The sequence below is a fragment of the Lentzea sp. NPDC042327 genome (assembly GCF_040647275.1).
In the GTDB taxonomy this organism is placed as follows: Bacteria; Actinomycetota; Actinomycetes; order Mycobacteriales; family Pseudonocardiaceae; genus Lentzea.
In genome coordinates this window covers 356,078-374,105 of sequence record NZ_JBEZBX010000008.1, presented here as the reverse complement: position 1 = coordinate 374,105, position 18,028 = coordinate 356,078, and the positions used below count along the sequence as shown (strand labels likewise).

Genomic DNA, 18,028 nt, shown 5'->3' with positions numbered 1-18,028 from the left:
TCAGAAGCCCCGCAAAGCACCCGAAGCGGTGAGGGGGCCCAGGCCGGGGCGGTGCCGGTGAGCCAGCCCACCCGGTTATTGACGCGAGGGATTCGCACCCTCCTGACTATCCTTGAGCCCAAATGGACACCCCGCTCGCTGAACTGCACAAACGCCTGCCCGAGCTCATGCCGCGTGATCAACGCCGGCTCGCCAGGCGCCTCGACGGCGCACGCAAGGTCACAGACCCCCTGGCGCGCCGCAAGATCACCGAGGAGATCGCCGGCCTGATCGACGAGGCCGCCGTCAAGGTCGCGCTGCGCAGGGAGTCCGTCCCCCCGATCAGCTACCCCGACGAGCTGCCGGTCAGCCGGCACAAGGACGAGATCAAGGACCTCATCGCGGCCCACCAGGTCGTGATCGTCGCCGGTGAGACCGGGTCCGGCAAGACCACCCAGCTGCCCAAGATCTGCCTGGAGCTCGGCCGGGGCATCACCGGCCAGATCGGCCACACCCAGCCCCGCCGCATCGCCGCCCGCACCGTCGCCGAACGCGTCGCCGAGGAGCTGGGCACCACGCTCGGCGACACCATCGGCTACAAGGTCCGCTTCACCGACCAGTCCGGCGACGACACGCTGGTCAAGCTCATGACCGACGGCATCCTGCTCGCCGAGATCCAGACCGACCGGACGCTGAGCCGCTACGACACGATCATCATCGACGAGGCCCACGAACGCAGCCTCAACGTCGACTTCCTGCTCGGCTACCTCAAGCAGCTGCTGCCGCGCCGCCCTGACCTCAAGGTCGTCATCACCTCCGCCACCATCGACCCGCAGCGCTTCAGCGCTCACTTCGGCGACGCGCCGATCATCGAGGTCTCCGGCCGCACCTATCCCGTCGAGACCCGCTACCGGCCGCTGGAGGAGGACGACGACCAGACCCAGGGCATCATCAACGCCGTCCACGAGCTGCAGGCGGAAGGCCCCGGCGACGTCCTGGTGTTCCTGTCCGGTGAACGGGAGATCCGCGACACCGCCGACGCCCTCAAAGCAGAGGACCTGCGCAACACCGAGATCCTGCCGCTCTACGCGAGGCTGTCCGTCGGCGAGCAGCACCGGGTGTTCCAGCGTCACACCGGCCGCCGCGTCGTGCTCGCCACCAACGTCGCCGAGACCAGCCTCACCGTGCCGGGCATCAAGTACGTCATCGACCCCGGCACCGCCCGCATCTCCCGCTACAGCCACCGCCTCAAGGTCCAGCGCCTGCCCATCGAACCCGTCAGCCAGGCGTCGGCCAACCAGCGCAAGGGTCGCTGCGGCCGCGTCAGCGAGGGCATCTGCATCCGCCTGTACTCCGAGGAGGACTTCGAGGCCCGCCCCGAGTTCACCGACGCGGAGATCCTGCGCACCAACCTCGCCAGCGTCATCCTGCAGATGACCAACATCGGCCTGGGTGACGTCGCGAAGTTCCCCTTCATCGACCCGCCTGACAGCCGCAACATCAACGACGGCATCGGCCTGCTGCAGGAGCTCGGCGCCATCAGCACCGGGCAGAAGGGGGCGGGGGAGCAGAAGCTCACCCCCACCGGCCGCAAGCTCGCCGCCCTGCCCGTCGACCCCCGCCTGGGCCGCATGGTCCTGGAGGCCGACACCACCGGCTGCCTCAAAGAAGTCATGATCATCGCCGCCGCGCTGTCCATCCAGGACCCCCGCGAACGGCCCGCCGACGCCCAGGAAGCCGCCACCCAGCAGCACGCCCGGTTCGTCGACGCCGACTCCGACTTCGTCAGCTTCCTCAACCTGTGGCGCTACCTCAAGGAGCAGCAGAAGGAACTGTCGGGCAACCAGTTCCGCAAGCGCTGCAAGGCCGAGTTCCTCAACTACCTGCGCGTGCGCGAGTGGCAGGACATCTACCTGCAGCTGCGCCAGGTCGCCAAGCAGATCGGCATGACCCTCAACGACCAGCCCGGCGACCCGCGCAACATCCACATCGCGCTGCTGTCGGGGCTGCTCAGCCACATCGGCGTCAAGGACGTCCTCAAGAAGCAGGCACCCGGTGAGAAACGCCGTCCCCTGACCGAGTTCCTCGGCGCCCGCAACGCCAAGTTCGCGATCTTCCCCGGCAGCGCCCTCGCGAAGAAACCACCCCAGTGGGTGATGGCCGCCGAGCTCGTCGAGACCAGCCGGCTGTGGGGCCGCATCGTCGCCAAGATCGAACCCGAGTGGGCCGAACGCCTCGGCGAGCACGTCGTCAAACGCACCTACTCCGAACCGCACTGGGAAGCCAAACGCGGCTCCGTCGTCGCGTTGGAGAAGGTCACCCTCTACGGGGTGCCGATCGTCGCCGGCCGCAAGGTCAACTACGGGCGCATCGACCCCGGGCTGTCGCGGGAGCTGTTCATCCGCCACGCCCTCGTGCAGGGGGAATGGACCACCCACCACCGGTTCTTCCACACCAACCGCGCCCTGCTGGAGGAGGTCGGGGAGCTGGAGAACCGGGCCCGGCGCCGCGACATCGTCGTGGACGAGGAAACCCTCTACGAGTTCTACGAACACCGCGTCGGCGCCGACGTCGTCTCCGCACGGCACTTCGACACCTGGTGGAAGAAGCAGAAGGACAAGAACCTCCTCACCTTCACCAAGGACATGCTGGTCAACGACCGCGCCGACGTCCGCCCCGACGCCTACCCCGACCAGTGGCGCCAAGGCGAGCTCACCCTGCCGCTGAGCTACCACTTCGAACCCGGCGCCAAGAAGGACGGCGTCACCGTCCAGCTGCCGCTGCCGGCGCTCACGACCCTGGACGACGACGCGTTCTCCTGGCAGATCCCCGGCCTGCGCCACGACCTCGTCGTCGCCCTCATCCGGTCGCTGCCCAAGCAGCTGCGCCGCAACTTCGTGCCCGTCCCCGACGTCGCCACCGCCGTGCTCGCCCGCATCGACCCCGCCGACACCAGCCTGCTGGCCGGGGTCGAACGCGAGCTCAAAGCCCTCACCGGTGTCACCGTGCACCGCGAGGACTGGCAGCTCGACGCCGTCCCCGACCACCTCAAGCTCACCTTCCAGGTCGTCGACGAGCACAACCGCACCCTCGCCGAGGGCAAGGACATCGCCGCGCTGAAGACCCAGCTGCGCGCCGAGGTCCGCGAGTCGCTGTCGCAGGCCGCCGGGCACCTCGAACGCACCGGGCTCACGACCTGGGACTTCGACGCCCTGCCCCGCACCATCGAGCAACGCCAGTCCGGCATCACCGTCACCGCCTACCCGGCGCTGGTCGACCGCGGTGACAGCGTCGCCGTGAAGGTCCTCGACACCCCCGGCCGCCAGGCCCACGCCCACCGCCGCGGGGTGCGCAGGCTGTTGCTGCTGGGCGTCAACTCACCGGTCAAGCACCTGCAGCGCCACCTCGACAACGCCTCCAAGCTCGCGTTGACCCGCAACCCCCACGGCGGCGTCGCGAACCTGCTGTCGGACTGCATCACCGCCGCCGTCGACCGGCTCATGGGCGAGCCGGCCTGGGACGCCAAGGCCTACGCCGCGCAGCTGAAGAAGGTGCAGGCCGCGCTCACCGACACCACTTGGGTCACCGTGCAGGAGGTCCGCAAGGTCCTCGAAGCCGCCCACGAGGCCGAGCTCAAGCTCTCCGGCCTCAAGGGCGCCCCTGACTCGGTCAACGACATCCGCGGGCAGCTCAACTCGTTGGTGTACAAGGGTTTCGTGACCGACACCGGCTACGACCGGTTGCCGGACCTCGTGCGTTACCTCAAGGGCATCAGCCGGCGCGTCGAGAAGCTGCCCGAGAACCCGCGCCGTGACCTCGAATGGACCGAGAAGGTTCACCAGGTCCACGCCGAGTACCGGGAGCTGCGCGCCCAGAGCCCCGCCGACGAACCCGCACCCGAGCTCGACGAGATCCGCTGGATGATCGAGGAACTGCGGCTGTCGTACTTCGCGCAGACCATCGGCACCCGCTACACCGTCAGCGACAAGCGCATCTACAAGGCACTCGACGCCGTACCGCTGTGAGACTTTCGCGGAAGCCGGGGAAGCCCGCGGCTGAACTGCGGGTTCCGGGTCAGCCGCGACCGGACCGGTGTCGAAGCGTTGCCGGTGGACGCGGTAGGCCGTGTCACATCCGCACGCAGTCGGTCCCCCAGTGTTTCGCGTCGGGGCCCCACAGTTCTCCGCAGGTCCACGACCCCGCCGGCGCCTTCCAGGCGCCGGTGAGCTCGAACCAGCCGCCCGGTTTGAGGTTGGCGCGGTATCCGCTGCGCTTGTCGATCCCGGCGGGACCGTTGTACACGTGGGCGTCGACGTTGTAGAGCGTGTAGTTGCAGGCGTTGATCACGTGGACCCAGTACACGGTGCCGGAGTTGGGATGGGGGTCAGTGCGAACGCACCCGTCGACCGCCGCCGCGGTGTTCGTGAGGGTCGCGCTCAACGCTGCGGCCATGAGCACAGCCGTTCCGAAGATGGCTTTGACGGATCTCATCTCGACACCCCCGTGTCACCTTCACGCATCCATGGCTGTGGTGCGTTCACCCGCTCCTGCAACTGACCAATGTGCCAGCCTTGACGCAGCCGGGGTGCGATTTCGAGCCTTCGACCACCCGAAAGAGGTGCTCGGTCGACCGGCGGCGAGCACCGCCGCGAGCACTTGGCCTGCCATCGGGGGTCCGCCCCGGCGATCAGCCCGGACCCCGCCGCAGCGGCAGCCGACCAGGCGATCTCACCGGTCGGCGACGCCCAGCAGCCGTTCACCGGTGCGGTAGAGCTCCAGCAGCAACGGCCGCAGCGCCACACCGGCGTCGGTCAGCGCGTACTCGGTGCGGGCGGGGAAACCGGGGGAGCGGTCGCGGCGCACCAGCCCCTGCGCCACCAGACCGTCCAGCCGCTCGGTCAGCACCTTCGCGCTGAGCTGCGGCAACCCCGCGCGCAACCCGCTGAACGACCGCGGCCCGCCCATCAGGTCGCGCAGCACCAGCGTCGCCCACCGGCCGCTGACCGCCGCCAGCGCCACCTCCACCGGGCACGCCGCCGACGGCGCCACCGTCCGGCCCCGCTCGGTCGGCACCAGCTCCTCGTCCCAGGTCACCGTTTGGTGACCCACGCCGGCGTTCGCCACGCTGAGCCCATGAGCATCCACCCCGCCAGTGTCGCCCACGCGTTCGCCGCCGCGTTCAACTCCCGCGACGCCGGCGCCGTCGACGCGGTCTACGAACCCGGCGCCCTGTTCGTGCCCCGGCCCGGCCACGCCGTCACCGGCCTCGACCGGCGTGCCGCCAACCAGGAGTTCCTCGACACCGGCCTGCCGATCACCGTCACACCGCGCCACGTCTACGCCCACGACGGAATCGCGCTGCTCGTCGTGGACTGGGCCATCGGTGACGTCACCGGCACCGCCACCGACGTCGCCCGCCTCGGTGCCGACGGGCGGTGGCGGTACGTGATCGACAACCCGTTCGGCACTAGCCGCGTGGCGTGACCGACACGACCGCGTCCACCACCTCGCGGCCCGAGAGCAGCACCTCGTCGTTGTGGTCCGCGCCCGCCACCTCGACCAGCCGTGCCCGTGCCGCCGCGGCCACCGCCCGGCTCTGCGCCGGCGGCACCACCGAGTCCGCCGTCCCCAGCAGCACCACCGCCGGCACGTCCAGCCCGGCCACCCGCTCGGCCACCGGGTACTTGTCCTGCAACAACATCTTCACCGGCAGGAACGGGTAGTGGTGCGAGCCCACCTCGGCCAGCGACGCGAACGGTGAGCGCAGCACCAGCCCCGCCGGTGCCCGCCAGGTCGCGAGCTCCACCGCCACCGCCGCCCCCAGCGACTCGCCGAAGTAGACGACCGGCCCGTCGACCAGGTCCAGGGCGGCGCGGGCGTCCATCGCCAGGCCCTCCTCCGAGGGCGTGCCCGGGTTGCCGCCGTAGCCGCGGTAGTCGAACAGCAGCACCGACACCCCCGCGTCGACCAGCGCCCGCGCCAGCGGCACCCGGCCCAGCCGGTTGCCGCCGTTGCCCGGGAACACCACCACCGTCGCCGGGGCGTCACGGGTCTCGAAGTGCCAGCCGTCGAGCAGCAGGCTGTCCGCCGTCACCAGCCGCACGTCCCGCCCACCGGGCAGGACCTCCTCGGCGGACGGCAGCGGACCGGGGGACGGGAAGTAGACCAGCTTGCGCTGGAACGCGAAGACCACGGCGACGATGGTGACAACCACCGCCGCCGAGATCAACACCGCCCCGCGCACCCGCTCATCTCAGCAGCGCCGGTCGGTGTTCGCGACCTGCGCGAACACCGGGGTGGCGAACCCGCGCCACGACGATCACCCCGGTCAGTCGCCGGGCACGAACGGCACCAGCACCACGGTGATGTTGTCGTGCCCGCCCGCGTCCAGCGCCACCTTCACGAAGTCCTCCGGCCCGCACGGCAGCAGCGGTTGCAGGTCCTCCGGCAGCGGCCGGTAGTTGTGCAGGCCGTCCGAGCACAGCAGGAACGTCCCCGGCGTGCTCGGCCGCAACGTCACCACCTGCGGCACCACCGGGCCCGCGTCCGCGCCGATCCACCGCGACAGCACGTGCGCGCGCCGGTCGGTGCGGGCCTGCTCCTCGGTCAGCACCCCCTCGGCCACCAGCTGCGCCGCCCACGTGTCGTCCGCGGTCAGCTGCCGGGAGCCCTCCTGCGCAAGCCAGTAGGCCCGCGAGTCGCCCACCCAGCCGATCGTCACCGCCGAGGGCGTCACCACCGCCGAGACGAACGTGCACGAGGGCGCCACACCGCGGCCACCGGCCTCGACCGGGTCGGTCTCCACCAGCTGCTCCACCGCCAGGCACGCCGCCGCCACCGCGTCCACCATGGCCTGCTCGGCGTCCGCGGCCTCGATCAACGCGTTGAGCAGCACGTCCACCGCCGCGTCGGCCGCGGCCTGCGAGGCCTGCTCCGCGCGTTCGGACGACGCCACCCCGTCGCACACCACCGCGGCCACACCGGCGCCCGCGACCTGGCCGAACGCCATCGAGTCCTCGTTGCGGGCCCGCCGCTTGCCCCGGTCGCTCACCCCCGACACCGCGCCCAGCGCGTACTCCACCCGGTCCCGCGCCGACGGCTGGTGCCGGCCGCACTGGGTGCAGTAGTCCTCGTCGTCGATGTCGGGTGATCCGCACAGGATGCACGAGGCCTGCGCGGGACCGGTCGGTCCGCCGATCGGCGTGCGCCGCACCAGCAGGTTGCGCCCGCACGCCTCGCAGAACCGGTCCTCCGCGGCGATCGGTGCGAAGCAGTCCGGGCACTTCAGGGTGTCCATCAAACCAACGTCCTAGGCCTTACCGCGTTCGCGCGGTCCACCAATGCGATCCGTTCCTCCGGCGTGGCCGCGAACCGGGCCAGCGTGCGGTAGCGCCGCTCGAGACCCAGCCGAAGCTCGTGTTCGGAGAGTGCACAGTCCAGCACCCTGCCCTCGGCGGCGTGATTGCGGGTCACGTAGTCGAACGCCGCCTCCAGCAGCTCGGCCGCGAGCTGCGTGTGCGAGTGGCGGTCGATGTCCAAGGCCCGCAACCGTTCCCCGGCCGCGACGAGGTCTTCCGCGGCGCAGTCGCCGAGCTGCGCGCGCACCGCGAGGATCTGGGCGGCCAGGTGCTGGGAGGAGGTGTCGGGCACCGACAGCAGCACCTGCACCGCTCGCGCGCGGTCACCGCACGCGAGCAGCACCCGCGCCAGTCCGAACGCCGCCGACACGTGTGCGTGGTCGGTGCGCCACACCAGCTCGTACCAGCACGTCGCCGACTCCAGGTCTCCGGTCGCCTCCGCGCACACCCCCAGCGCCAGCTTCGGTGCCGCCTCACCCGGCAGTGCGGAGCACACGGCGTCGAAGAACCCCAGCGCCTCGTCGGCGCGGCCGTCGCGCAAGGCCGCCAGGCCCCGGTACCAGTCCGGCCGCCAGTCCTCGGGGTCCACGTCCGGTTCGTCGAACAGCGGCGGCACCGTCAGCGACTCCAGCTCCCGCAGCGCCGCCGCGGTGTCACCGGACTCGATCAGCACCCGCACGATCCGCAGCCGCACCTCGACGGTGTACTCCGGTGCCTTGCGCAGCCCCGCCGGGTCCGACGTCGCCGCCGTGGCCAGCCACGAGGCCGCCGCGTCCGAGGTGCTCACGCTCGGTGCCGGCAACGCCAGCGCCGCCTCGACCAGGTCCAGGCCGCCCTCCACGCCGAAGCGGCGGCGTTCGGGGGTGAACTGCTTGGACATGCCCGGCCGCGGCACGCCGTCCTCGATCGCCAGCACCTCGCGCAGCACACCGGTCAGCTGCTCGGCCATGTCCTCGGCACTGGCGAAGCGCAGCTCCGGGTTCGGGTGCGTCGCGCGCAGCAGCAGCCGGTGGAACGACGAGAACCGCGCCAGCAGTGGCTGCTCCTGCGGGGTGGGCAGCCGGTCCTTGCACGTGCCGCGGAAGTCGAACGGGAAGCACATCACCGCCAGCGCCCGCCCGACCGTGTAGATGTCGGAGAACACCGACGGGCCGATCGTGCCGATCTCCGGTGCCTGGTAGCCGATCGTGCCGTAGATGGGGGAGTGGTGGTCGTCGATGCGCCGCACCGCGCCCAGGTCGATCAGCTTGAGCTGCTCCTCGGTGTGGATCATGTTGTCCGGTTTGAAGTCGCAGTACAGCAGTCCCACCCCGTGCAGGTAGCCCAGTGCGGGCAGGATCTCCAGCACGTAGGCGATCGCCTGCGCCAGCGGCAGTGCCTCGTCCCCGCGGCCCTCCCGCCGCCGGCTGGTGATCATCTCCTTGATCGACTCGCCGCCGACGTACTCCATCACGATGTAGTCGACCAAACCGCCGGTCTCCCGGTCGGCGTGCCGGATGAAGTTGTGGATCTTCACGATGTTGGGGTGCTCGACCTCGGCGAGGAACCGCCGCTCCGCCAGCGCCGCCGCCATCGCGTCGGCGTCGCCGGAGTCCAGCAGGCCCTTGAGCACCACCCACCGGTCGCTCACCGCGTGGTCCAGCGCCAGGTACAACCAGCCCAGGCCGCCGTGCGCCAGGCACCCCAGCACCTCGTACTGGTCGTGCAGCACCTCACCGGGTGCGAGCTTGGGCGTGAACGAGTAGCGGTGCCCGCACTGCGGGCAGAACCCCTCCACCCGGCCGGGGCTGCCCTCCCGCGTGCGCCCGACCTTCTTGCCGCAGCGGGAGCAGAACCGCTTCGCCTCCGGCACCTCCGGGTCGGCCAGCACCGCGGTCGTGGGGTCGCGGTAGGGCACCCGCGGCACCTCCACCAGGCCCGCGCCCAGCCGGCCCCGGCTCATCGAGCGCACCGAGGTGCGCCGCGCCCGCCCCGACCCCGTCGCCGCCGGCTGCGACACCGACCACGGCGCCGTCCCCGGTGAGGTGGCGGGGGAGGTCGCGGGTCCCGTGCCGCGCTCCGCGGGTGCCGTCGCCGGTCCGGTGACGGGCAGGTCCAGGTCCTCGCTCATCACGGCCCTCCTCAGTCCCGATACCGCGCGACCGGCGGCTGCGGGGCCGGGCCCAGCGTGCTCAGCCACCGCCGGTAGGTCTGCGCCCACGTGCCGTCGGAGCGCATCCGCTCCAGCACGCCGTTGACGAACCGCACCAGGTCCTCCTGCCCCTTGGGCACCCCCACCCCGTACGGCTCCTCGGTGAACCGCGCCCCCACCACCTCGGTGTAGGGGTCCTGCGCGGCCAGGCCGGCCAGGATCGTGTCGTCGGTGGAGATCGCCTCCACCTGCCCCTGCTGCAGCATCACCAGGCAGTCCGTCCAGTTCGGCACCGACACCAGCGTGCGCGCCCTGCCCGCGACGTTGCCCAGCGAGGTCGAGCCCGTGGCCACGCACACCCGCTTGTCGCTCAGGGCGCCGACACCGGAGATGCCCGAGTTGCGCCGCACCAGCACCCGCTGGCCCGCCTGGTAGTACACGGCCGAGAAGTCCACGTCGCGCAGCCGCTCGCAGGTGATCGTCATCGTCCTGGCCACGACGTCGACCTCGCCGCGTTGCAGCACCCCGATCCGTTCCGCTGCCGTGACCACCTTGAACTGGACCTTCGCCGGGTCGCCGAAGATCGCCCGCGCGATCTGGCGCGCCACGTCGACGTCGAAGCCCTCGATCTCGCCGGTGAAGGAGTTGCGGAACCCCATCAGGTACGAGTTCTGGTCCACCCCGGCGATCAACCGGCCGCGCTGGAGGATGCGGTCCATCGCCGAGCCCTGCGGCATCTGCCCCGCGGGCGGCAGCGGTCCCGGGCGCAGGCTCGCCGTCGCGTCGCACTGCGGCGCCGGACCGGGGGAGGACGTCGGGGCGCCCGTCACCGTGCTCGCCCCCGCCGGCAGCGGTGCCGGCACCTCCTCGGGCACCACCTCGCTGGGGACGGGTCCGCCCGTGCAGGCCCCCGCCAGCAGCACCGCCGCGAGCACGAGCCGCCTCATCGGTACTCCTTGAGCCGCTGCCACAGTCCCGTCGTCGACCCGGCCGCGCTGATCAGCGACAGCACCAGCACCCCCACCACCGTGCCCGCCAGCGTCGAGCGCGCCACCGCGACCTCGTCGCTGAAGTCCTGCCGCGCCTGTCCGATCGCCTGCACCAGGGCGAGGTCCAGCGAGTCGAAGTAGGGCAGGCTGATCTGCTTGACCGCCTCGGTGTACTGCCCGGCGTCGTCGGCCTCCCGGATCCGCTGGTGCACCTGCTGCCACTGCTCGAACGCCCGTCCGGCCTGCTCCACCGGCTCACCGCCACCGGGGCGTGCCTGCTCCAGCAGCCCCTTGAGGCGCGCGGAGGTGTCCACGAAGCTCTTCTCGTAGGTCTGACCGGCGCCGCGCGCCACCAGCGTGAGCGTCTCGTCGCCGCGGGCGGTCAGCGTCGCGATCCGGGCCTGGGCGAGCACGTCGGCCTGCTGCGAGGCCGTGCGGCTGTCGCTGACGTCGCGCATGACCAGCAACGACACCGTCGTCACCCACAGCAGTGACACCACCGCCGCGCCGGTCGCGACGAGCAGCCCGATGTTGAGCACGCGGTTGGTCTTGCGGGTCAGGTACCGCTGGGTGAGCAGCAGCCCCACCACGAACAGCACCGCGACCCCCACCTCCGCCACCGGGAACCGCGCCTCGTCCTGCGCCCGCGTCACCCGCCCGGTCTCGGCGGCGTAGAGCTGCTGCGCCGCGGGCAGCAGCTGGGTGCGCATCAGGTTCGACGCCTGCCGCAGGTAGGCCGCGCCCACCGGGTAGCCCTGCCGGTTGTTGCTGCGCGCGGTCTCGATCAGCCCGGTGTAGACCGGCAGCTGCGCCGACAGCGTCGCCGTCAGCTCGGGGGAGGAGGCCGTCGCCACCGACAGCGCCGCCTGCGCCTGCGCGATGTCCTTCTCGTAGCGCTCCCGCAGCCGCACCGGCTCGAGCCCGCCCGACAGGAACGCGCTCGCCGCCGTCGCGTCCGCGTCCTGCAGCGACCGGTACACCTCCTGCGCGGCGTGCGCGAGCGGCTCCGACCGCGCCGACAGGTCGTCGAGGGCCTGCGACTGCCGGACCACGCCGTAGGTGGTCAGGGTGCCGCTGGCCAGGCTCGCCAGCGCCAGCACCAGGATGATCAGGCTCAACCGCCCCGGCGTCGACCGCGCCAGACCGGTGATCCGGCGCACGAGCGCCTGCCGGGGGTGCGCGTCGATCACCACGATCTGCCCTCCCTGCAGCGGTGCCTGCCCGGTGCGCGGTCGCTGATCCGGTGATCGTCACCACGCCGCGTGGCGTAACTGTAGGCATCCGGGCACCACCGCGTGCGAATTCGCGATCGGACGTGCGAGGTGTCACCAGGCCGTAACCGCGCGAATCAGCTCCGCCACCCGTACGGCGGTTGCGTCAGCGGCCACCGGTGTCTGCCTGGCGGGTGGTGACCAGCCGCTCCACGCCGTCGAGGATCATCTCCAGGCCGAAGTCGAACGAGTGCTCCGGGCTGAACGCGCTGTGGTGCTGCTCGCCCACCGCGCCGCCCACCCGTGCCGCCACCGGGTAGCGGGCCGGGTCGAACACCGTCATCAGCACCGGTGCCGCCGCGTCCCACCACTGCTGGTCGGTCAGACCGGTCTCCTTCTCCGTCAGCGCCGCCGCTGTCAGCCCGCGCGCCGAGTTGTGCACGTGGCCCAGCACCAGGTTCAGCACCGAGTCCATCTCCACGTCCGACAGGCCGATGCCTTCCAGGCCGCGCAGCTCGAAGTCGTACTTCGCCGCCACCTGCGGGCCCAGCACCGTCCGCGACGGCGCCACCTGCAGCAGCCACGGGTGCCGCCGGTGCAGGGCGAGGTTCTCCCGCGCCACGGACGCCAGGTGCGCGCGCCAGCCCGCGGCCGGAACGCGGCCGGTCTCCTGCTGCACGGTGTCGACCATGACGTCGATGAGCTCGCCCTTGCCGGGCACGTAGGTGTAGAGCGACATCGTGCCCACGCCCAGCGCCTCGGCGACCCGCCGCATCGACAGCGCCCGCAGGCCCTCGGTGTCGGCGAGGTCGATGCCGGCCCGCACGATCCGGTCCACGCTCAGGTCCGGTTTGCCCTTGCGGCTGGTCCGCTCCTGGGTGCGCCACAGCAACGCCAGCGTCCGTGCCGGGTCACCGCTGCCCGTGTGTTCGATCACGACGACGACACTACCGTACCGTATGCTGTACGGTACAGAGTATGTTCGCCCCTGCCGATCCGCCCCGCCTCGGTCAGCTCGACGGAAAACCCCTGCTCGACGCCCTGCCCGCGGTGCTGGCCGGTGAGGACTACTGGGCCGTGGCCGCCGCCACCGCGCTGCACCTCGTCGCCCGCGGCCGCATCGTGCCCGGGGTGACCGCCTCCGGGCACGACACGTGGCGGATCGGGCCGCTCGACCACGCCGACGAGCTGCACCTGCGCGCGCTGGCCGCGCACGGGTCCTATGACCAGCTGCGCGCGTTCATGGACGCGGTCGCCGACACGCTGCCGCGCGGGGGCGACGGGCCGTTCGCGGCGGCCGAGCCGTGCGCGGTGCCCGAGCTGAAGGCCTGGGCCGACGAGCAGATCACCCTGTCGCTGCGGCTGGACCTGGACTTCCGGGCGACGCTGCAGGTCCGCGCCGTCACCGACGCCCACCCCCGTGACGTCGCCGGCTCCGGGCGCGAGCTCGACGCCATCAAGGCGATCCGGCGGTCGAGCTGGACACCGCTGCACCGGCTGCTCGACCAGGCCTCCCCGCACCACCTCGACCTCACCGACGACGAGGTCGGCTCGCTGCTGGGCAGCGACATCGAGGTCCACTGGCCCAGAGAGCTCAACACCACCCTGGCCGCGCGGGCGGTCATCGGCCAGGCGAGCGGGCAGTTCACGGCCGGGGAGCTGCTCACGTTCGACTGGCAGCTCGCCCTGGGCGGCGACCCGCTCACCGCCGCCGAGATGGACCTCATCGCCGAGGCCAGCCGCCCCGTCGTGCGGCTGCGCGACCAGTGGGTGCTGCTCGACCCCGCACTCGCGAAGAAGGCCCGCGCACGGCTCGCGCCGATCCCCGCGGTCCAGGCCGTCACCGCCGCCCTCACCGGGGTCGCGGTCATCGACGGCGAGCACGTCGAGGTCGCCCCGCACGACCTCGCCCGCACCGTCACGCAGATCCCCGAGATCGCCCAGCCCGCGGCGTTGCGCGCCACCCTGCGCGACTACCAGCTGCACGGCCTGCGGTGGCTGGCGCACCTGACCTCCCTCGGCCTGGGTGCCTGCCTGGCCGACGACATGGGCCTGGGCAAGACCATCACGCTCATCGCCCTGCACCTGCACAAGGACCTCGACGCACCGACGCTCGTCGTCTGCCCCGCCTCACTGCTGGGCAACTGGGAACGCGAGCTGCACCGCTTCGCACCCGGCGTGCCGGTCACCCGCTACCACGGTCCACACCGGACACTGCCCGGCCGCGGCGTCGTCCTCACCACCTACGGCACCATGCGCCTGGACGCCGAGGTCCTGCACGAGCACACGTGGGGCATGGTCGTGGCCGACGAGGCCCAGCACGTCAAGAACCCGCACTCCGGCACCGCCACGGCGTTGCGCGCCATCCCGTCGGCGGCGCGGATCGCGCTGTCGGGCACACCGGTGGAGAACTCGCTGTCGGAGCTGTGGTCCATCCTGGACTGGACGGCACCGGGCCTGCTCGGCACGCACCGCGCGTTCCGCGCCCGCTGGCCGGAGCCCGACGACACGCTCGCCCGCGTCGTGCGGCCGTTCCTGCTGCGCCGCCGCAAGTCCGACCCCGGCGTCGCACCCGAGCTGCCCGCCAAGACCGAGACCGACCTGCCCGTCTCGCTCACCACCGAGCAGGCCGCCCTCTACGAGGCGCTGACCCGCGAGACCCTCGACCGGATCGCCACCGCCGACGGCATGGCCCGCCGCGGCCTGGTGCTCACACTGCTCACCGGCCTCAAGCAGATCTGCAACCACCCCTCGCAGTACCTGGGCCACGACACGCTGCGGGGCAGCTCCGGCAAGCTGGAGCTGCTCGACGAGCTGCTCGCCACGATCCTCGCCGAGGACGGCTCCGTGCTGGTCTTCACCCAGTACACCGCCATGGCCCGCCTGCTCGAACAGCACATCACCGCCCCCACCCTGTTCCTGCACGGCGGCACCCCGGTCGCCCGGCGCGAGCAGATGGTCGAGGACTTCCAGGCCGGTCGCGCCCCGGTGTTCCTGCTGTCGCTCAAAGCCGCCGGCACCGGGCTCAACCTCACCCGCGCCGACCACGTGATCCACTTCGACCGCTGGTGGAACCCCGCCGTCGAGGACCAGGCCACCGACCGCGCCCACCGCATCGGCCAGACCCGGCCCGTGCAGGTCCACAAGCTCGTCACCGAGGGCACCGTCGAGGAACGCATCGCCGCACTGCTGGCGCGGAAGCGCTCCCTGGCCGACGCCGTGCTCACCGCGGGGGAGTCCGCCTTCACCGAACTGACCGACGCCGAACTCGCCGAGCTCGTCGAACTGAGGAGCACCCGATGACCGCCCGCGGGTTCGCCGCGTTCCCGAAGACCAAGCGCCGCGTCGCCACCACCTGGTGGGGAAAGACGTGGGTGAAGGCACTGGAGGACACCGCTCTCGACACCGCCGTGATCCGCATGGGCCGCCGCTACGCCCACGCCGGCGTCGTCGGCCCCATCACCGTCAGCCCCGGCCGCCTGCACGCCCAGGTCCACGACGACGACACCGTCTACAGCACCACCGTGCACGTCCCGGAGCTCACCGAGCTCCACTGGGGACGGTTCCTCGACCGCGTCGCCGAGCAGTCCGGTCACATCGCCGCCCTGCTCGACAACGACATGCCCCGCACCCTGGTCGCCTCCGCCGCCGACGTCGGCGTGGACCTGCTGCCCGGCATCGGCGACCTCGACCCCGACTGCGACTGCCCCGGCTGGGAGCTGCCCTGCCGCCACGCCGCCGCACTGGCCTTCCAGGTCGGCTGGCTGCTCGACGCCGACCCGTTCGTCCTGCTGCTGCTCAAGGGCAAACCCGAACAGGAATTGCTCGACGCACTGCGTTCCCGCGTCGCCGGACCCGTCGGCACCAGAACACCTGTGGTGGTTTCCGACGTCGCCGCAGGTCAGCTGCCCGCACGACCGGGCGTCCCGGCCACCACACCTGTGGTGCTCGCGGTCGAGGCGCCACCGGGGTTCGCCGCCGAGGAGCTCGTGGCACTGATGGAGATCGCCGCCGGCCGCGCCCGCGCACTGCTGCGTTCGGGCACCCTCGAAGGGTGATCACCGAGAAGCAGAAGATGATGACCGGCCGGCTGTACCGCGACTCCGACCCCGAACTGGTCGCCGAACGACGCCGCGCGCAACAGCTCCTGGACACGTTCAACGCCACCCGCGACGACACCGTCATCCAGGAGCTGTTCGGGTCGATCGGCGCCGGCTCGTGGGTCGTGCCGCGGTTGCAGTGCGACTACGGCTACCAGATCCACCTGGGCGCCAACAGCTTCCTCAACTACGACGCGATCCTCATGGACTGCGCCACCATCACCATCGGCGACGACGTCTCCATCGGCCCGCGCGCCCAGCTGCTCACCGCACTGCACCCGGTCGAGGACCACGAGGCACGCCGGCAGCGGTACGAGACCGCGGCACCGATCGTCATCGGGAACAACGTGTGGCTCGGCGGCGGCGTCATCGTGTGCGCGGGGGTGACGATCGGGGACAACGCGGTGATCGGCGCCGGGAGCGTGGTGACGCGTGACGTCCCGCCGCGCGTGCTGGCCGTGGGCAACCCCTGCCGGGTGGTCCGTGAGCTCTGACCGGATCGATTCGGACTGGCCCCCCGCCGGGGGGACGCGAGCCCCCACCTCCATCATCGCAGCCGGCACCGACAACTTCCGCGGCCTCACCGGACCGCCGGTGCCACGCGACCTGCGCATCACGCTCAACTTCCACCCCGGCCACGGGGTCCTGGCCGCCCTCGCCCGCGACGGCGTCTACCGGTCCCAGTTCGAGACCGGCACCGGCAACGGCGGCCTCACCGCCCACCCGGGCGGAGCCCGCTGGCAGTGGGAGAGCCGCCTGTTCGGCGGCGCCTACGACCACGCCCCACCCGCCGCGCGCCCCAAGTACGGGGCGCTCAACCACCGCCGCAGCGAGTTCGGCGGCGCACCGCGGTTCGGCTCGGCGCACCTGCGGCTCACCGAGAACACCCTCGACCGCAGCACGTTCTGCTACCCCGACAGCGTCTTCGAACCCGTCGACTTCGGCACCGCGCGGCACATGCCGCTGATCGCCCTCACCGGCCACCGCGACCTGCTCGACGACTACGTCGAGGCCCACGTCCACGGCCCGGTCACCCTCGCCGACGTCGAGGCGGTCGTGCTCGACCCGTCCTTCCGCGGCACCGAGGTAGAGGACGCCGCGCACGCCCTGGACACCCGCGTCGAGTGGCACAGCGGGTTCCGGATGTCCACAACGGACCTCGACCCCGGCTTCCGCACGCCCGAGTCGGTGGAGCTGGGACTGCGCATCGCCGTCGACGGCGTCATCGACCCGTGGGTCCTCGCGCAGGCCGACGCCGACCCGCAGGTCAGGAAACACCTGTGGCACCACCTGGCGCATACAGCGCTGCGAGGTCCCGCACCACCGCCGTGACCCGCTCGCGCAGCTCCGCCGGCTCCAGCACCTCCACCTCCGCGCCCAGCCGCAGCAGCATCCCCGTCGCGTGCGGGACCGACTCGATCGGGATCGTCACCCGCGTCCACCCGCCGTCGGGCACCGCCGAGTCCTCCGCCGCCCGCGCCACCACCGGCAGCACGTGCACGGCGAACGACTCCCAGCCGCGCGGCGACAACCGCAGCACCGCCGACCCCGTGTGCTGGCGTGCCTGGAAGTCCTCCAGCGACGCCGCCCAGTGCGCCGCCAGGTCGAAACCCGCCGGGCGTTCGAACGTCCCCTCCAGCGCCCGCACGGCCTGGATCTGCGCCACCCGGTAGGTCGAGATGCGCGAGGACCCCAGCGCCACCAGGTACCAGCGGCCCGCCTTCAGCACCAGGCCGAGCGGGCGCAGCACCCGCGTCACCTCCTCCGGAGCCTGCCAGCGCCGGTAGGAGACCTCCAGCAGCCGCGCGTGCCACACCGCATCGGCGACCAGCTCCAGGAACGGCGACCGCTCCGGGTCGTAGTACCAGGCAGGGGCGTCGAGGTGGAACCGCGTGGCCATCCGTGCCGCCCGGTCGCGCATCGGCGAGGGCAACGCCGCCATCAGCTTCAGCTGCGCCGCCGACACCGCCGCCCCCAGACCCAGCTCCGCCGCCGGACCCGGCAACCCGGCCAGGAACAGCGACTCCGCCTCCTGCTCGGTCAGGCCCGTCAACCGGGTGCGGTAACCCTCCAGCAGCTGGTAGCCGCCCGCCGGGCCCGCGTCGCCGTAGAGCGGCACCCCGGCGGCGTGCAGCGACTCCACGTCGCGGTAGATCGTGCGGACCGACACCTCCAGCTCGTCGGCCAGCGCCTGCGCGGTCATCCGCCCCTTCGCCTGCAACAACAGCAGCAACGACACCAACCGGCTCGCACGCACGCG

Annotated in this window: 15 protein-coding genes; 6 read left to right on the top strand and 9 right to left on the bottom strand. The window is 71.9% G+C overall.

Annotated features, from left to right (window positions below):
• The first annotated feature begins 122 nt into the window (after nt 1-122).
• Nucleotides 123-4,004 carry an ATP-dependent RNA helicase HrpA gene (gene hrpA, locus AB0A63_RS22885; protein ID WP_360394713.1) on the top strand — a complete coding sequence of 1,294 codons (3,882 nt, stop codon included), beginning with the start codon at nt 123-125 and terminating at the stop codon, nt 4,002-4,004.
• Between the two features lie 103 nt (nt 4,005-4,107).
• Here hrpA and AB0A63_RS22880 read toward each other — a convergent pair whose 3' ends face one another.
• Together AB0A63_RS22880 and AB0A63_RS22875 are read right to left on the bottom strand one after the other, a co-directional pair.
• The gene (locus AB0A63_RS22880; RefSeq protein ID WP_360394711.1) at nt 4,108-4,470 is read right to left on the bottom strand and encodes a hypothetical protein; all 363 of its coding nucleotides are present in this window, start codon (nt 4,468-4,470) and stop codon (nt 4,108-4,110) included.
• A 237-nt stretch (nt 4,471-4,707) separates the two neighbouring features.
• Nucleotides 4,708-5,073 carry a helix-turn-helix domain-containing protein gene (locus AB0A63_RS22875; protein ID WP_360394709.1) on the bottom strand — a complete coding sequence of 122 codons (366 nt, stop codon included), beginning with the start codon at nt 5,071-5,073 and terminating at the stop codon, nt 4,708-4,710.
• Nucleotides 5,074-5,112: 39 nt separating this feature from the next.
• Here AB0A63_RS22875 and AB0A63_RS22870 point away from each other — a divergent pair, with 39 nt between their 5' ends.
• A complete protein-coding gene (locus tag AB0A63_RS22870; protein WP_360394706.1) occupies nt 5,113-5,463 on the top strand; it encodes a nuclear transport factor 2 family protein in 351 nt (116 codons plus the stop codon).
• Here AB0A63_RS22870 and AB0A63_RS22865 read toward each other — a convergent pair.
• The 6 genes from AB0A63_RS22865 to AB0A63_RS22840 form a co-directional block, all read right to left on the bottom strand.
• A complete protein-coding gene (locus tag AB0A63_RS22865) occupies nt 5,447-6,223 on the bottom strand; it encodes an alpha/beta fold hydrolase (RefSeq protein ID WP_360394704.1) in 777 nt (258 codons plus the stop codon). The two genes, AB0A63_RS22870 and AB0A63_RS22865, sit on opposite strands and share 17 nt — an antisense overlap.
• 84 nt (nt 6,224-6,307) lie before the next feature.
• Complete coding sequence (locus tag AB0A63_RS22860; RefSeq protein ID WP_360394701.1) at nt 6,308-7,276, bottom strand: protein phosphatase 2C domain-containing protein; 969 nt, start codon at nt 7,274-7,276, stop codon at nt 6,308-6,310.
• Nucleotides 7,276-9,447: a tetratricopeptide repeat protein gene (locus AB0A63_RS22855; protein WP_360394699.1), complete on the bottom strand. Its 2,172-nt coding sequence runs from the start codon at nt 9,445-9,447 to the stop codon at nt 7,276-7,278. Before AB0A63_RS22855 ends, AB0A63_RS22860 begins: the two co-directional genes overlap by 1 nt.
• An 11-nt stretch (nt 9,448-9,458) precedes the next feature.
• Nucleotides 9,459-10,415: a transporter substrate-binding domain-containing protein gene (locus AB0A63_RS22850; RefSeq protein ID WP_360394696.1), complete on the bottom strand. Its 957-nt coding sequence runs from the start codon at nt 10,413-10,415 to the stop codon at nt 9,459-9,461.
• Nucleotides 10,412-11,650 carry a hypothetical protein gene (locus AB0A63_RS22845; RefSeq protein WP_360394694.1) on the bottom strand — a complete coding sequence of 413 codons (1,239 nt, stop codon included), beginning with the start codon at nt 11,648-11,650 and terminating at the stop codon, nt 10,412-10,414. Before AB0A63_RS22845 ends, AB0A63_RS22850 begins: the two co-directional genes overlap by 4 nt.
• 184 nt (nt 11,651-11,834) lie before the next feature.
• Nucleotides 11,835-12,605, bottom strand: a complete 771-nt coding sequence (locus AB0A63_RS22840) for a TetR/AcrR family transcriptional regulator (RefSeq protein WP_360394691.1) — start codon at nt 12,603-12,605, stop codon at nt 11,835-11,837.
• 41 nt (nt 12,606-12,646) lie between these two features.
• Between AB0A63_RS22840 and AB0A63_RS22835 the strand changes: the two genes are divergently transcribed.
• From AB0A63_RS22835 to AB0A63_RS22820, 4 genes are all read left to right on the top strand, one after another.
• Nucleotides 12,647-14,971 (top strand): DEAD/DEAH box helicase, encoded by a 2,325-nt coding sequence (locus AB0A63_RS22835; protein WP_360394688.1) that lies wholly within the window; start codon nt 12,647-12,649, stop codon nt 14,969-14,971.
• Complete coding sequence (locus tag AB0A63_RS22830) at nt 14,968-15,726, top strand: SWIM zinc finger family protein (protein ID WP_360394685.1); 759 nt, start codon at nt 14,968-14,970, stop codon at nt 15,724-15,726. The genes AB0A63_RS22835 and AB0A63_RS22830 overlap by 4 nt, the downstream gene beginning before the upstream one ends.
• On the top strand, nt 15,723-16,262 hold the full coding sequence (locus tag AB0A63_RS22825; protein ID WP_360394683.1) for a sugar O-acetyltransferase: 540 nt from the start codon (nt 15,723-15,725) through the stop codon (nt 16,260-16,262). The genes AB0A63_RS22830 and AB0A63_RS22825 overlap by 4 nt, the downstream gene beginning before the upstream one ends.
• A 100-nt stretch (nt 16,263-16,362) precedes the next feature.
• Nucleotides 16,363-17,100 carry a DUF3626 domain-containing protein gene (locus AB0A63_RS22820; RefSeq protein WP_360394681.1) on the top strand — a complete coding sequence of 246 codons (738 nt, stop codon included), beginning with the start codon at nt 16,363-16,365 and terminating at the stop codon, nt 17,098-17,100.
• Here the strand turns inward: AB0A63_RS22820 and AB0A63_RS22815 are convergent.
• Nucleotides 17,036-18,025, bottom strand: coding sequence for a YafY family protein (locus tag AB0A63_RS22815; protein ID WP_360394678.1), 990 nt, complete (start codon nt 18,023-18,025; stop codon nt 17,036-17,038). The genes AB0A63_RS22820 and AB0A63_RS22815 overlap by 65 nt on opposite strands.
• Nucleotides 18,026-18,028 lie beyond the last annotated feature (3 nt).

What these genes read in the sequence shown, in the direction of transcription:
- hrpA (WP_360394713.1), top strand. Translation starts at nt 123, where the DNA reads ATGGACACCCCGCTCGCTGAACTGCACAAACGCCTGCCCGAGCTCATG.
- AB0A63_RS22880 (WP_360394711.1), bottom strand. Translation starts at nt 4,470, where the DNA reads ATGAGATCCGTCAAAGCCATCTTCGGAACGGCTGTGCTCATGGCCGCA.
- AB0A63_RS22870 (WP_360394706.1), top strand. Translation starts at nt 5,113, where the DNA reads ATGAGCATCCACCCCGCCAGTGTCGCCCACGCGTTCGCCGCCGCGTTC.
- AB0A63_RS22860 (WP_360394701.1), bottom strand. Translation starts at nt 7,276, where the DNA reads ATGGACACCCTGAAGTGCCCGGACTGCTTCGCACCGATCGCCGCGGAG.
- AB0A63_RS22855 (WP_360394699.1), bottom strand. Translation starts at nt 9,447, where the DNA reads ATGAGCGAGGACCTGGACCTGCCCGTCACCGGACCGGCGACGGCACCC.
- AB0A63_RS22850 (WP_360394696.1), bottom strand. Translation starts at nt 10,415, where the DNA reads ATGAGGCGGCTCGTGCTCGCGGCGGTGCTGCTGGCGGGGGCCTGCACG.
- AB0A63_RS22835 (WP_360394688.1), top strand. Translation starts at nt 12,647, where the DNA reads ATGTTCGCCCCTGCCGATCCGCCCCGCCTCGGTCAGCTCGACGGAAAA.
- AB0A63_RS22830 (WP_360394685.1), top strand. Translation starts at nt 14,968, where the DNA reads ATGACCGCCCGCGGGTTCGCCGCGTTCCCGAAGACCAAGCGCCGCGTC.